This is a genomic window from Treponema sp. J25 (assembly GCF_004343725.1).
Classification (GTDB): domain Bacteria; phylum Spirochaetota; class Spirochaetia; order Treponematales; family Breznakiellaceae; genus J25.
The window spans coordinates 1-14,503 of record NZ_PTQW01000016.1 but is presented as its reverse complement, the minus strand read 5'-3'; the positions used below and the strand labels follow the sequence as shown (position 1 = coordinate 14,503).

At 52.3% G+C, this 14,503-nt stretch carries 10 protein-coding genes; 7 read left to right on the top strand and 3 right to left on the bottom strand.

Going from position 1 to position 14,503, the window contains the following annotated elements:
- Positions 1–256: 256 nt before the first annotated feature.
- From C5O22_RS06105 to C5O22_RS06095, 3 genes are all read left to right on the top strand, one after another.
- Positions 257–1,243, top strand: coding sequence for a dihydroorotate dehydrogenase-like protein (locus C5O22_RS06105; protein ID WP_132780327.1), 987 nt, complete (start codon positions 257–259; stop codon positions 1,241–1,243).
- Between the two features lie 44 nt (positions 1,244–1,287).
- Entirely contained in the window at positions 1,288–2,889 is a 1,602-nt protein-coding gene (locus C5O22_RS06100; RefSeq protein WP_165910431.1) for a flagellar motor switch protein FliG, read from the top strand.
- Between the two features lie 362 nt (positions 2,890–3,251).
- Positions 3,252–6,341: an insulinase family protein gene (locus C5O22_RS06095; RefSeq protein ID WP_132780325.1), complete on the top strand. Its 3,090-nt coding sequence runs from the start codon at positions 3,252–3,254 to the stop codon at positions 6,339–6,341.
- Positions 6,342–6,676: 335 nt separating this feature from the next.
- Here the strand turns inward: C5O22_RS06095 and C5O22_RS06090 are convergent, their stop codons facing one another.
- Positions 6,677–6,901 carry a DUF3783 domain-containing protein gene (locus C5O22_RS06090; RefSeq protein ID WP_132780324.1) on the bottom strand — a complete coding sequence of 75 codons (225 nt, stop codon included), beginning with the start codon at positions 6,899–6,901 and terminating at the stop codon, positions 6,677–6,679.
- Between the two features lie 228 nt (positions 6,902–7,129).
- On the opposite strand from C5O22_RS06090, the gene C5O22_RS06085 reads away from it, so the two are divergent.
- From C5O22_RS06085 to C5O22_RS06075, 3 genes are all read left to right on the top strand, one after another.
- Positions 7,130–8,299 carry a PP2C family protein-serine/threonine phosphatase gene (locus tag C5O22_RS06085; protein WP_165910430.1) on the top strand — a complete coding sequence of 390 codons (1,170 nt, stop codon included), beginning with the start codon at positions 7,130–7,132 and terminating at the stop codon, positions 8,297–8,299.
- Entirely contained in the window at positions 8,292–10,121 is a 1,830-nt protein-coding gene (locus C5O22_RS06080) for a histidine kinase N-terminal 7TM domain-containing protein (RefSeq protein ID WP_132780322.1), read from the top strand. Before C5O22_RS06085 ends, C5O22_RS06080 begins: the two co-directional genes overlap by 8 nt.
- A 496-nt stretch (positions 10,122–10,617) precedes the next feature.
- Complete coding sequence (locus C5O22_RS06075) at positions 10,618–12,177, top strand: ATP-binding protein (RefSeq protein ID WP_132780321.1); 1,560 nt, start codon at positions 10,618–10,620, stop codon at positions 12,175–12,177.
- Between the two features lie 9 nt (positions 12,178–12,186).
- On the opposite strand, the gene C5O22_RS06070 is transcribed toward C5O22_RS06075, so the two are convergent.
- Complete coding sequence (locus tag C5O22_RS06070) at positions 12,187–12,585, bottom strand: type II toxin-antitoxin system VapC family toxin (RefSeq protein WP_132780320.1); 399 nt, start codon at positions 12,583–12,585, stop codon at positions 12,187–12,189.
- A complete protein-coding gene (locus C5O22_RS06065) occupies positions 12,582–12,824 on the bottom strand; it encodes a type II toxin-antitoxin system Phd/YefM family antitoxin (protein WP_132780319.1) in 243 nt (80 codons plus the stop codon). Before C5O22_RS06065 ends, C5O22_RS06070 begins: the two co-directional genes overlap by 4 nt.
- 410 nt (positions 12,825–13,234) lie before the next feature.
- On the opposite strand from C5O22_RS06065, the gene C5O22_RS06060 reads away from it, so the two are divergent.
- The gene (locus C5O22_RS06060; RefSeq protein WP_132780318.1) at positions 13,235–14,341 is read left to right on the top strand and encodes a Fic family protein; all 1,107 of its coding nucleotides are present in this window, start codon (positions 13,235–13,237) and stop codon (positions 14,339–14,341) included.
- The last annotated feature ends 162 nt before the right edge of the window (positions 14,342–14,503 follow it).

Below are 14,503 nucleotides of genomic sequence, written 5' to 3'. Positions count from 1 at the left end.
GGGGGGAGCCGCGAGGGATGAGGCGGCAGTCTGGTACGGGCCAAGCCGGTAGGGGGCGCTGCGGTGCTCCCCCGCCTGGACAATGAGGGCACGAGCCGCCTTTCCGGTGGGGGCGGAGGAACTGGTGGTTCCAGAGGCGCAAGGGGGGAGCCCAGAGGTGTTGAAAGAAGTGATTTTCTCTCGAAAAATCCCTACCATTTTTATGGAAAGTCCCGTATATTTGAGGTAGCGTGAATATCGTTGGGGAGGCGCATCCATGGCAATTATTAACACTACCTATATGGGGCTTCCTTTGCGGAATCCCTTTATTGTGGCGGCCAGTGGTATCACCAATGCACCGGAGAATATTCAGAAATTGGTAAGCCTCGGTGCGGGGGCCATCGTGCTCAAATCCCTGTTTGAGGAACAGATCCGCTCCTATCTTGCCAGCGTACAACAGGATCTTGATATGGCTCACCCGGAAGCGGAGGCCTTTCTGGAAAATCTTGGTATAGAGGCGGGGGCAAGCGAATATCTCCAATTGATTCGCCGGGCCGTCGCCAGTGCGGGGGACGTCCCTATCATTGCGAGCATTAACTGTATAAGCTCCTCCCGATGGGTGGATTTTGCAGAACAGATTGAACAGGCTGGCGCCCGGGCTCTGGAACTGAATATTGCCCTCTGGCCCCGCTCTCCCCAGGAACAAGGCCGGGACCTGGAGGAACAGGTCCTTGCCATTGTCCGTCAGGTTTCGGTGCGAACAAAGTTGCCCATCGCGGTCAAACTTGGCCCCTATTACACCAATCCAGGAAACCTTATTGAACGGCTTGCCGGGGCCGGCGCCCGGTCGGTGGTGCTGTTTAATCGCTTTTACCGCTTTGATTTTAAATTAGACTCCATGACCGTTATTCCTGGCCCGACGTTAAGCTCCCCTCAGGATTACTATGAAAGTCTCCGCTGGATTGCAAACCTCTATGGTAAAGTAGATTGTGAACTGGTGGCGGCCACGGGGATTCATTCGGCTGAAACGGCCCTTAAGATGATTGCTGCGGGGGCTACGGCGGTGCAGGTCTGTTCACTATTGTACCAAAAGGGGCTCGGGGTATTAGAACGGCTGATAGAGGAATTTTCGGCTCACCTCGATCGCCGAAACATAGAGGATATCAATGCCTTCCGGGGTTGTCTTTCCTACATGGCGAATAACCGGGAAGCGTCCTATGAACGACTTCAATATATTCGCGCATTGACCGGCGGACTGGAGTGATTCCGCATTGACGAGGCGCCGCTTCTCGGCATAGGATGTTTCCCATGGGTGCTTCCGAAACACCGCTGGAAAAGATGCGCCTCGCCGCGTATAAGCGGATTCTCAAACAGGATACGGAAGAAGGGGAGAAAGAAGGGGAGGGAACGGGGGGCCCTGGTTCTTCTCGCGACGGCTCTGGGCGTCCCCGGCGCTCTGGTTCCCCGGTCCTCCAGGAGGTGCCGCTTCGCTCCGATGAGAAACCTCCTGTAAATAAAGAAGGGTCCCCTTCCCCAAAAAGTGGGACCACAAGAGCCCCTTCGGCGACAGAAGCACCGTCAGCGGGAGGTTTCTTCAAGGTTACCACCGCAGGGGCTGGGGCATCAAAGGAAAAGTCCATGTTTGTAGAGGATCACAAAAAGGATACTCAAAAAGGCTCTTCTTCCAGGGGAGCCCCTTTTACTTCTTCGAGGGGTACCCCTGATGCTGCGGAGGATCGCACAAAGGGTGTACAGGGAGAAAAGTCGCGGAAGCCTTCACAGGGCTACACCCCTCGAGGAGAGAGGGAGGGGGGCTTTCAGAAACAAACGAGAGAAGGTCCGCTGCCGTCGGGCGCACCCCGGGCCGAGAAGGAAGGGGGGGCGACTCCAAAGGGGGGAACCCAGGAAAGCAAGTTTCGGCGGGTGGCCAAGCTGCTCCTGATTATCGGTAAAGAAGAGGCCTCCCAGATCCTCTCGCGGCTGGATGAGGCCCAAATCGAAGCGATAACCCGGGAACTTGCCTCGATTAAGGTGGTTACCCAGGAAGAGGCAAAAGAGGTTCTGGAAGAATTTCGGGCCCTCTTGGCCCATCGTTTGGGAAGCTATGGGGTCGATCGGAAGGCACAGGGAGGGCCTGAAACGGCGAAACTGCTCCTTACCCAGGCCTTTGGGGAAGAGGTGGCAGAGCGCTATCTCCGGCGGGCCGCTCCACAAGCCCTGGAAAAACCCTTTCAGTTCTTAGAAGAATACCGGGCGGAACAGATTGTCCCCCTTTTAAAAGAAGAAACCATCCCTACGCTGGCCCTTATTTTCTCCCACCTTTCGCCCCCATTGGCGGCCCGCTGCATCAAGCTGTTGGATCCTTCTATCCGGGTCCAGGTGGTGCGACGGATTGCGAAGATGCAGAAAATTGCCCCTGAGGTGATCGAACGGGTTTCGGAGGCCCTCCGGGAGAAAATTCGGAATGTAGGAAAGGTAGATAGCCCTGAAATTGATGGGAAGGCTACCCTGGCTGAAATACTGCGACATAGCAATCCAGAACTGGGGGAAGAGATTTTAGAGGCCCTAGAAGAACAGGACCCTACCCTGGGCCAGGAATTAAAAGAGCGGTTGTATACCATCGAGGATATTGTGCGAATAGAAGACCGGGTGCTCCAGGAAAAACTCCGTTCCATGGGCGATCGGGATATTGCCCTTCTTTTGAAAGGCAAGACCCATCGGGTGGTGGATAAGATTAAATCGAATCTCTCGAGTACCCGTCGTACCCTGGTGGAACAGGAAGGAGAACTCCTGGGGGCGGTTCCCCGCCGGGATGTGGCGGAAATAGAGCGGGACTTCCTTTCGTGGCTTCGTCTGGGCCGTGAAAAGGGGACCATCCCCTTTATCGATGAGGAAGACCTGGTTACCTAACGACTGATGGATCCTTTTGGCGAAGAGGATCCCCCGACGCTTTTTTGTTGGATGCCCTTCTTAAAACTAATGCTTAAAACTAACGATCCCTTTTGACGAAGAAGGAGCCCCTTTTCCCCTCTTTTATACGGGTTTGAGACGATGAGCCTTTTTGAAAAAGAGGGCGCCCCGTTCCCATCTTTTGGTTTGGGAAAATGAACCCCTTGTTACTTTAGCGGCAACGGACGTGTCGGGCGCCCTTTTTGTGGTGGTACAGGCGACTCGGCGGGTGAAATTTGAGCGGTCCCCCTGGATACACAAGGGGGTATCCACAGGAGAGGGGCCTGTTTACACGGTCCTGTCCCCTGGGGTATGAATAGAACATGATACAAACATCCCTTACGATTGGTCAAAACCTGCACGGTTTTACTATTGTTTCCATTGAACCGCTCGAGGAACTGAATGGGGTGGGTATCTGGGCCCGCCACGAACAAACCGGGGCCGAGGTGTTCCACCTCTATACCGATGATGAAGAAAACCTCTTTGCCTTTGCCTTCGCGACACCCCCTTCGGATTCAACGGGGGTGGCCCACATCCTGGAACATTCGGTGTTGTGCGGCTCCCATCAGTATCCCCTTAAAGATACCTTTGTGGTGCTTGCCCAGGGAAGCCTCCAGACCTTTTTGAATGCCATGACCTTCCCTGATAAAACGGTATATCCCGCCAGTTCTACCAATCGGCAGGATTATTTTAACCTGATGGCGGTGTACGGTGATGCGGTGTTTCATCCCCTTTTGGAAGAATGGACCTTTATGCAGGAAGGCCATCGGATCGAAATCCCCGCCACTATAGAAAAAGGGGAACCCCATACAAACGGGGCGATGGCTAACCGGTCGGCCCCGCTGATTCGGACGGGGGTGGTGTATAACGAAATGAAGGGAAACTACTCATCTGCCGAATCCATCGCCGCCGATTGGGTCTTCCGTTCGGTGCTCCAGGGAACCCCTTACGGTTTTGATTCGGGGGGTGACCCCGACGAAATCCCCCGCCTGAGCTGGGAAGAACTTCGGGCGTTCCATCGCCGTTATTACAGTCCTGCGAATTGCCGCATTTTCTTGTACGGGAACATCCCTACGGAAGACCAGCTTGCCTTTTTAGAGGAACGATTTTTTAGCAATGCTACGGATTCCTTCCCGTTTGAAAACGGAGTCGCACCGGGAAAGAGGGGGGGACTGTTCCCGCGGGCTCCCCGCTGGGGGGAACCTCGCCACATTGCCGTTCCCTATCCGGCGGCTTCTCCCGATGCAAAATCGATTGTCCTCCTTTCCTGGCTTGCGGGGGACAGCACCGACATAGAAGAAACCCTGGGCCTCGCAGCCTTAACGGAAGTGCTCCTTGGTCACGACGGATCTCCCCTTGCCCGGGCCCTGGTGGAATCCCATCTGGGAGAGGACCTGGCCCCCGGAACGGGCCTCGAGACTGACCTTCGGGAAACGGTCTTTGCCGCAGGGCTGCGGGGGGTAGCGCCGAATCGGGAAAAGGATGTGGAAGCCCTCATCCTGAGCACCCTCCATGACCTGGTAGAGAGGGGCATCCCGCCCCAGGAGATAGAGGCGGCCCTCTTCTCGTTAGAGTTTTCGAACAAGGAACTTCGTCGGGCCGGGGGACCCTTCTCGCTCGTGCTTATGCGCCGGAGCCTCAGGGGCTGGCTCCACGGCACAAGCCCCTGGGAGACCCTGCAATTTCGAAGGCCCTTTGAACAGCTCAAGCACCGGATAGCCCAAAACCCCCGGTACTTTGAGGAGCTTATCACCCGGTATTTGCTGGACAATCCCCATCGGGCCCTGGTTTCGGTGTACCCTGAGGTGGGGCTTTCGCAGCGCAAAGCCGAAGCGGAAGCCCGGGAACTGAAGGCCCTTTATGAGCGCCTTTCGGAAGAGGAACGGCGGGAACTCCTTCAGAAAAGCGAGTTTGTCCGTCAAAAGCAAAGTGAGGGGGATGACCCGGCCATGTTGGGGCGGATTCCCCACCTCCGTCGGACCGATATATCCCTCAAGGTAGAACGGGTTGAACGGTCCGTGGGGTCCCTGGGAGCCATTCCCCTTGTGGCCCATAGCCTGTATACCAATGGGATTACCTACGGCGACCTGGCCTTCCCGGTAGATGTGGTGGGTAAGGAAGATTATGCGCTCCTTCCCTTCCTTGCCCGCTGTATTCCGGCCCTGGGGCTTCCCGGCGAATCCTACGCTCAGGTCTCAAGCCGAATGGCCCGGGTGGTGGGTGGATTTTCTGCCTTCTTGCACAGTTCCTCGGCTGCGCCGGGGGCGGCAAGGGCCGTGGCCACTTCGCCGGGGATCTTCGATCTGGTGGGCCGGGATTGGATTGTTTTTCGGTTCAAGACCCTTCACGAGCGGTTTGAAGCGGCCCTGCCCCTCGTGCTTGATCTTATCCGGACTGCAGATTTTTCGGATCATCGCCGCCTTAAGGATCTCCTTGTAGAGTATCGAAACGATCTGATCTCTTCTCTTATTCAGTCGGGGCACTCCTATGCGATCTCCGCGGCGGGCCGGTACGCTTCCCGCGCTCGCTATGTGGAAGATCTCTGGTATGGGATTCCCCAGATTGGCTATGTTCAAACATTGGTGCGCGACGATATAGAGAAGGTGGCCGCAAAACTCTCGGCTCTCCGGGATACCCTGGTAGCTTCCGCGGGGCTCCTCGTGCACCTGACGAGCGAAGATTCCTATCGGGAACGGGCCGAGGCCCTGCTTGCCCAGCACCTGCAGGGTTTTTCGGCTCCCCGGCCCCAAAAGGAGTTGTTTTCCCAGGAAGTATGGGGGGAGGCTGGGGCCTCGCTTGCTTCAGAGCCCTCGCAGTCCCCTCAGCGACTTGAGATTTTTCTGGTGCCGCCCCTCCAGGTGGGGTTTGTGGCCCAGGCCTTTCCCGCGGCCCCCTTTGCGAGCCCCGAACACAGCGCAGAACTGGTGCTGGCCCATCATGTGTCCACGGGGCCCCTTTGGGAGAAAATCCGCATGCAGGGGGGAGCCTATGGGGCCTTTGCCTTCCCCGATGGTCTAGAGCCGGTATTTGTCCTGGCGACCTATCGGGATCCCCAGGTGCACCGATCAATCCAGAGTATCCGGGCGGTCCTGGAACAGGCATCCCAGGAGAAACTTCCAGAGGAATATCTTGAAAAGATCATCATCGGCGCCTATGCCAAAGAGACCCGGCCTAAAACCAATCCTGAAAAGGCCATGGCCGACTTTTTACGGTTCCTGACCGGTATTACGGAGCGACAGCGGGAACAAAAGCTTCAATTCCTGGTGAACTGCACCGCCGAGGCGCTGGCGCAGCGGGCCCGGGAACTGTATCGAGCATACGAACAGGCTCCCCTGGCCCTTCTTGCAGGAGAAGAGGTTGCCCGGAGCCTTGAAAAAGAATACCGCCGGCCGGCCATCCCGGTATCGATTTAAGTAACGGTGACGGGCGCCGCGGAATCTCCTCGGGCGTGCGCCACTGAATCTGCCAGCCTTCCATCCCTCACTACCCTCCATGAAAGGGGGCTAACCTCCGATGGTGGGGCTAGCGGCGAGGGGAACAAAGGGCCGGCTTTTTTGTCTGGGGGCCCCGGGGTTTCTCTGAACGGCCCCCGCCATCATCTAATAGCTGGCTATGCCATGGAGAAGCCACCGAAACTTAGGCGGGCCCGGGGAGGAGCTAGCGGCGAGGGGAACAAAGGGCCGGCTTTCCTTTGTGTGGGGGCTCCATGGGTTTCTCTGGGGGCCCCCCAATCACCAGCTATGCCCAACTACGCCATACGAGGGGGCGGATTGTTTTTAAGATATTCGTGTTCTTGCCGGACCTCATCGATAAGGTCCCGCACCTTCCATTCCATGTTTGTTGGGGTCGATGTGGCAAAGGCGATTTCTTTGGGATCCATCCCTGTTTCGGCGGCCACCGCCTTAACGGCCCTCATGATGGCCCCTAATTGTTCCCGAGAAAAACCATGTAAAAAAACAACCGGTGTTTCCATACTGCTCCTTCTTTATAATGCCCTTTTTATAGTGCCTTGCGGTGGAGGTTTTTTCTAGATTCTCAGGGGAATTACAATAAGAAAGTATCCCTGGGCTAACGTATTTTTCCACCAAAAACACCCTATTCTTTAGCTTAAAAGAGTATACCATACTAAGGGATGGGTGTGGATAGCCCACCCATGAAAGGCTTAAATGTAGTATACTAGTATCAATGGATCATAATGAACATGAATACAAAATATGAACTAGTTTTAGTTGATGATGAAAGCCGGGTGACCGAGGCCCTGGAACGTGAAATCCGGCATATCTTCGGTGACGAGCGGTTTTCTATTAAAGCCTTTAATGATCCTCTTATTTCAGCCAAGTATATTGCGGATAATCGGGATTCCGTATTTCTGGTAATATCGGATTTGCGAATGCCCGCCATGAGCGGTAGTGAACTTTTAACTCTTGTTCGGAAGGCCTCACCGGAAATTCAGACGATTTTGCTTACCGCCTATACGGATATAGAGGACATTCAAAAAGCTATCATGGCTTCCATCCAGAGTTTGCTTTTTAAACCATGGACCAGAGACTCCCTGGAAACAGAAATTGCTAAGGCTTACGAACTATGGAACATCAGACGGGAAAACACCTTGCTTGCTAGCCGTATAGATTCCATGCTCAAAGAGGCAGGGGAATTCCAGAAAAGACTGTTTGCCTCCACCATCCCTTCAATTTCTGAACTGCAGATAGAGGTATCATTTATCCCCTTTGAAACCTTTCATTGTGGTGGAGATTTTTTCGAGTTTCGCCGGTTAGACGATAACAATTTTTTTGTTATTCTAGGGGATGTGGCAGGCCATGGTTTAAAATCCGCCATGATGGCCGTGATGCTTAAGACCGCCATGGACGAATTGATAGCTCTTGAGCCTGGACTGCCAGAAACACCGGACCTTTTTTTGTCTTCCCTTAATAATTACTATTGTCAACTCTTGCGCAACGAGCCAGAGGTGCTTATTGACCTTGTGGCGGTTACTATCAGTATAGAAAAAAAACGACTCTCTGTGGCGAATGCAGGAATGCCGAGCGTTATCTATGTCCACCAGGCCTTACCCGAATTTCTTTCGGGTGGTAACCCCATGCTTGGGGCCTTCATAGATGCCCCCTTTACACAAGTGGAACGGGAATTTGTTCCAGGAGATCGGTTGTTCCTTTTTACCGATGGACTTATTGAATCGGTACCGCATTTTTTTACGATGAAAGGTCCGGAGGTTATTTCTACCCTACAGACAATGCCGGAGCAGCCGATAGAAGACATCGTTGCCACCTTCCGTTCCGCCCTCCCCGGAGGTTGCTTTACCGACGATGTAACCCTTATGTCGATACTCTTTTTACCGGAAGCTTCTCATGGATAACGGATTTGAATTCTTCATTAATGTTGCGCCCGTAGCGATTGTTATACTGATTGTGGCAATCCTTACTGTTGTCCCCTACCGTAAAGAGCCAGCAGCTCGGCCACTCCTATGGTATCTGGGTTTGTGTGTTTGGCTCCTGGTTACTAATATTGGTGAGTTAATTGCTCCTGCGGGGGCTTTAACTGTCTTTTTTGCCAAGCTTGAATATGTGGCCTTTATGTATATTCCTATCGCCTGGCTATCATTTAGCTTGCGTTTTACCGGTTGGATTACAAAGCTCATAAAGCCTCTCATACTGATAGCAATTGTAGGGCCCGCCGTTGGTATTCTCCTGGTGTTTACCAACGAATTCCATGGCCTCCATTGGAGTAAAATCTATTTCTATGAGTGGAAGAACCTTTCGGTTTTAAAACCCCAGTATGGTCCCCTGTATTGGGTTGCCTTCGTTTACTCATGGCTGAGCATTGCCACGGGATGTATCATTATTTTTCGTTCCTATCTCAAAGGAGAAACCCTGTACCACCGTCAATCCCTCTGGATTGTAGGGGGAACCTTACTACCTGCCATAACAAATATCCTTAATCTTACTCGACAGTATCACGGCATTATGAAAGATTTTACCCCCATAGGCTTTGCAGCTTCCGGGATTTTTTTCCTGATCGGGATGTATTTTCACCGACTCTTTTGGATAATGCCGGTTTCCCGCAGCGTTATTATTCAGGAAATCGATGTGGGCATCCTTGTGCTTGATCGCAGGGGCAGGATTGTAGACCATAACAGAAGGGTGGATGAACTCCTATCCCTCGATACGGTGATGGTCGGAAAGGATTACCGACACTTTCCCTTTTTAACCCAATTACTTCGTGAAATTGGATATGAAGAGGGTGTTACCCGCAATGAACCTCAAGTAAAACAAATTTTTATTAATAATTATTTTCTTAAGTGTACGGTACAATCCAACGGCACCCCGCCAAATGGTACCATTATCATGCTGGAAGATGTGTCGACTCAGGTGGCACTTCTCAACGAAAATATGTTCATCAAAAATGAATATATAAAACGCGAAAAACTCGCCACCCTTGGGCAGTTGGCGGCCGGCCTTGCCCATGAGATCAATAATCCGCTGGCGTACATACAAAGCAACATCCGCTCTCTTAATGATGTGCTCCTAGAATTAAAGCGGCAGACCCACTCGGAGTCTCTTGAGCCCCTCTTTGGTGAATTAGCCGCCATTACCTCGGGAATCTATGAGGGCTTTGGACGGATAGAAGAAGTAGCCCGATCCCTACTCCATATAGCCCGCAATGATCCTCTTGAAGGAACCTTTGAAATCGCCTCTATCCATGATTGCATCGAATCCACTTTAAACATCATGAAAATAGAATTTCAACGTACGACGGATATTGTCCGAAAATTTGGGGATGTTCCACCGGTGCGAATGCAAAAACAGGCGATTAATCAGGTTTTGTTTAATCTCTTTACCAATGCCCTTCAAGCAATCGAGGCCCAGTATGCCGAAACAGGGAAACGGGGAATTCTGGAAATCCGTACCGGCTGCGATGAGACTTCACTCTGGTGTGAAATCATGGATACCGGTAAACCCCTAGCACCGGATCAGGTTGATAAAATCTTTGATTTATTTTATACGACAAAGATGGAAGGTGTCGGGACAGGCATCGGTCTTAATCTCTGCCGAGAAATAGTTGAAAAAAAACATAAAGGGAGACTGTTCTTAGTTTCTCCAGATCCGGTAACTTTCAGACTCGAATTACCCCTTGGAGATACCGATTCATTTTCCAAACCCTTGTCGAAGAATTCCTGACCCCAAGGGCGATTCGTCCCTGAGTTTTAGTCAAGCCCTGGTGTCCTAAGCCTTCGCCTATCGAGGGGCTCCTTTTTCTTTGGTCTCTTGGGAGTAAGAGGCCACAGGGGGAAGTCTCCCCCTCGCTCCGGCCGCCCCATTCGCCTCGGCGCCGCCCCCTCCAGCGACCCTTAGCCCTCAGGACCGCGCCCCTGCCAGGCCCCACCGCTCTGTGGCTGCGCGATTCGCCACTGCACGGCCTTTCCCGCGGCGCCGCACCGTGGTTGTCAGCCGCCCCCTCAGCGGCCCTAGCCGCGTAACGCGCCCTCTGGCGGCCTCCGCTACCCCCTCTGCGGGGGACACCCCCGCAACGCCCCCGTCCTGGACCGGCCCTTGTGCGGCCGTACGCCATGGTGGGACGGCCACAACACCCCCGATCAAACCGCGCCGCCCGTATTGCTCTGCCCCGCGGCCCCCTTGATTGTCTAAAGAGACCGCTTGTTTTATACTCAGAACTATGAGCGGTAAGCGTCTCCCCATTGGACTCCAGACTTTTTCCCAGCTTGTAACCGAACAGTATTACTATGTTGATAAAACACCTTTTGTGCATAAGGTGCTTCTCAAGGGAAAGTTTTTCTTCCTCTCCCGGCCCCGGCGCTTTGGAAAGAGCCTCTTCCTCGACACCCTGGCGGAGGCCCTCTCAGGAAACCGGGAGCTTTTTAAAGGCCTCTATCTTTACGATAAATACGACTTTACTCCCTATCCCGTCATCCGCCTGAGCTTTGGAAGTGGAGACTACAAGAAACTCCAGGAAGAACTTGCCACCGCCTTTACCATCATGTTTACCGAAAACTACCGGCGCCTGAAGCTCCCCATGCCCGACCTAGCCTCCTTCCAGAACCCCAAGCTCGCCCTCACCAACCTCATCCTGGCCGCCTCCGAGCGCTACGAGGCCCCGGTGGCGGTCCTTATCGATGAATACGACAAGCCCATCCTGGATAACCTTTCCCGGCCTGAGGTCGCCCGGGAAGCCCGGGACATCCTTAAAAACCTCTACTCGGTCCTTAAGGACAGCGATCGGTACCTGCGCCTTGCCTTTATCACGGGGGTGAGCAAGTTCAGTAAGCTTTCCCTCTTTAGCGGCCTTAACAACCTGGAAGACATTACGCTCAACCCTGCCTATGGAGAAATCTGCGGCTACACCCAGCATGACCTGGAGACGGTCTTTGCGGACGCCATGGAAGGCTCAGACATGCATCTTGTCCAGCTCTGGTACAATGGCTATTGGTATTTTGGGGAAAAACTTTACAACCCCTTTGATATCCTCCTCTTTTTGTCCAACGGTAAGATTTTCAGCAACTACTGGTGGCAGACCGGGAGTCCGAGCTTTTTAATCGAAGTCCTTAAGCAGGAGCGGTACTTTCTTCCGGAACTGGAAAACTGCGAGGCCAGCGAAGAGCTTTTGAATGCCTTTGATGTGGACTACATCGATATTCGCGCCCTCCTCTGGCAGACCGGGTACCTTACGATTAAGGACGTAGAGACAAACAGCATGGGAGTCCGCACCTTTACCCTGGGGGTCCCCAACGCTGAGGTGCAATTATCGCTGAATCAATTTTTCCTGTATTACCTGAGCGGAAGCCGGGACCTGCCCATCAAGCTTGGCAGCAAAGCAGAAAAGGCCCTGGAACAGGCGAACCTCTCGGCCCTGGTGGATGAGCTCAAGCGGCTGTGCGCGGGGATTCCCTACAACAACTACGTGAAGAACGACATCGCCACCGCCGAGGGCTACTGGGCAAGCCTCGTGTACGTGTTCCTTGCGGCCATCGGGTACCGGGTCACCTGCGAGGACGCCACGAACCAGGGCAGAATCGACATGACCATAGAAACTTTCAGGGACATCTACATCATCGAGTTTAAGGTGGATAGCAGCGAGCCCGCCATCAAACAGATTGAAGAGCGGCGCTACTGGGAAAAGTACCAGAGCCAGGGGAAGCGGATACACCTCCTCGGCATCAATTTTTCAAGCGAAGAACGAAATATCACAGACTGGGAAGGGCGGAGCCTGGAGGGGTAGGGGAAGGCCTTACCAGATGAGCTTTAATCCATAAGGGATAAATTTAGAAAAAGCGGCATCTTTGCTTATGAGGGGCATTTTTCTTGTAATACTCTGCCAAATAAGCATTCTATCAAAAGGGTCAGTATGGGTTTCTTCTTTTAACGTATGATAGGTTATTGCTTCTTCCGGCGTTAAACTTATAACTTGAAAATCCATTTGCAAAGCTAACGTAAGTAACTCTTCAGGATCAAGGGTACCAAGATGTAATTTTTTTAGTCGTGTTTTTATCGATATTTCCCAGAAACTAACAGCACTCACAAATATTTCATTTTTTGGACTCTTAATTATTTCTTTTGCTTTAGCGGATAAGTTCTTAGTATCAGAAATCGTCCATAAAAACGTGTGGGTATCTAATAAATAATTCATGACAATTTCAGGAGTTCCTCTTCACTTACCTTAAAGTCATCAGCAAATTGAATAGTTACTTTCCCCTCGAGCGGCCCAATTTCCCTTTCTTTTTTTACTGCTGAATCTTTATAGGGGACAATCATGGCAATGGGCTTTTTTTTCTTGCCATACAGGATCCCAAAAGATTCTCCTGCTTTAACCCGTTCCAGAACCTCTGAGAATCGCGCTTTTAACTCTCCAACAGGAAGTGTTTTCATGGTTATACTATCGCACCATCATTTATATTTGTCAAGTTGACAAGTAAAAAGGGTATGCACAGGGGGAAGTCTCCCCCTCGCTCCGGCCGCCAGAGGGAAAACACCGCCGCTGCGCTGGGGCCACGCGATTCGCCACTGCACGCCCTTTCCCGCGACGCCGCACCGTGGTTGTCAGCCGCGCCCACGGCGAGCCCCAGCCACGTAACGCGCCCTCTGGCGGCCTCCGCTACCCCCTCTGCGGGGGACACCCCCGCAACGCCCCCGTAGATTGTGTCTCTGTGCGGCGCTTAAATGCTCCCCGTATGGCATACCGAGGTTTAGCGATACGGGGTGCCCCCGCTAGTCCTTGCCAGGAGCTAGATTTTGGGACATACTGTTTTTAAGGCAGAACCAGTAATGGGTAACATCATATGAAACCTGTAACTTATCACCTGGGGGCGTTTCCACCCAAACAACTGGATTGGCAGCGTTTAGTTCCTCTGATTGGTCCCGCAAACGCAGCGTTAGCCCGATACGACGGTTTACTTAGCGCGATACCCAATCCTCATGTGCTGCTATCTCCATTGGTTACTCAGGAAGCGGTGTTGTCCTCAAAAATCGAAGGAACCCGAGTTACTGTTGGTGAAGTACTTGAGTACGAAGCCCATATACATAATCTTTCCGAATCTCAAAAGAACGATGCCGAAGAAGTCATCAACTATCGAAAAGCTTTGCAAGCCTGTTCTCAAGCCCTTGAAGAACGCCCCTTTTCACAGCATATTCTCAGATCCGCCCATGCAATACTCATGCAAGGAGTCCGGGGACAGGGAAAAACACCGGGAGCTTATCGGACTAATCAAAATTGGATTGGCAGCTCCGATTCTACGATCGAGACAGCCAGTTACATTCCCATAGCCCCCGAACATCTACAAACAGGAATGGATCTTTGGGAACGCTACTTCAATGAAAAGCGAGAACTCGACGCCCTGGTTCAATTAGCCATTATCCACGCCGAGTTCGAGGCGCTACATCCCTTTAACGATGGGAACGGCCGTCTGGGTCGCATGTTAATACCCCTTTTTTTATATCAGAGAAAGCTGCTACACAGCCCGGATTTTTATATGAGCGCCTACCTAGAAACAAATCGGGATGAATACATTGACCGGCTCCGGGCTATTTCAAGCCATGGATCCTGGACCGAATGGTGTGAGTTTTTCTTAAAAGGGATACTGTCTCAAGCCCAGGAAAACGAGCGTAAAGCAAAAAACATTCTTTCCCTGTATAATACACTTCGGCCCTCGGTTACAGAGATAACGCATAGCCAGTACGCACCCAATGCGGTGGACTTTATGTTCAGAATACCGATTTTTTCTACCCCCCACTTTATACAAGAATCAAATATTCCCAAACCTACAGCTATCCGCATTGTTAATTTATTGGTTCAGCATAACATCATTGAGCCCCTGCGGAGTGGTAAAGGCAGGTCCGCCAGTATTTATATGTTCACCGACCTTTTGCGAATTACCGAAGGGCTCTAGTTGTGTCTCATCTATGAGACGCTATTCTTTTTTTGTTTCATATTTCATTAAATATGAAACAAAAATCCTGAACGAGAACTATGAGGGGGAAGTCTCCCCCTCGCTCCGGGGGCCTCAGTCACGGCGCTACGCACCCTTAAGTGGTTATTTAACAGACATGGT

What these genes read in the sequence shown, in the direction of transcription:
- C5O22_RS06070 (WP_132780320.1), bottom strand. Translation starts at nt 12,585, where the DNA reads ATGAATTATTTATTAGATACCCACACGTTTTTATGGACGATTTCTGAT.
- C5O22_RS06065 (WP_132780319.1), bottom strand. Translation starts at nt 12,824, where the DNA reads ATGAAAACACTTCCTGTTGGAGAGTTAAAAGCGCGATTCTCAGAGGTT.
- C5O22_RS06105 (WP_132780327.1), top strand. Translation starts at nt 257, where the DNA reads ATGGCAATTATTAACACTACCTATATGGGGCTTCCTTTGCGGAATCCC.
- C5O22_RS06085 (WP_165910430.1), top strand. Translation starts at nt 7,130, where the DNA reads ATGAATACAAAATATGAACTAGTTTTAGTTGATGATGAAAGCCGGGTG.
- C5O22_RS06080 (WP_132780322.1), top strand. Translation starts at nt 8,292, where the DNA reads ATGGATAACGGATTTGAATTCTTCATTAATGTTGCGCCCGTAGCGATT.
- C5O22_RS06090 (WP_132780324.1), bottom strand. Translation starts at nt 6,901, where the DNA reads ATGGAAACACCGGTTGTTTTTTTACATGGTTTTTCTCGGGAACAATTA.
- C5O22_RS06060 (WP_132780318.1), top strand. Translation starts at nt 13,235, where the DNA reads ATGAAACCTGTAACTTATCACCTGGGGGCGTTTCCACCCAAACAACTG.
- C5O22_RS06075 (WP_132780321.1), top strand. Translation starts at nt 10,618, where the DNA reads ATGAGCGGTAAGCGTCTCCCCATTGGACTCCAGACTTTTTCCCAGCTT.
- C5O22_RS06100 (WP_165910431.1), top strand. Translation starts at nt 1,288, where the DNA reads ATGGGTGCTTCCGAAACACCGCTGGAAAAGATGCGCCTCGCCGCGTAT.
- C5O22_RS06095 (WP_132780325.1), top strand. Translation starts at nt 3,252, where the DNA reads ATGATACAAACATCCCTTACGATTGGTCAAAACCTGCACGGTTTTACT.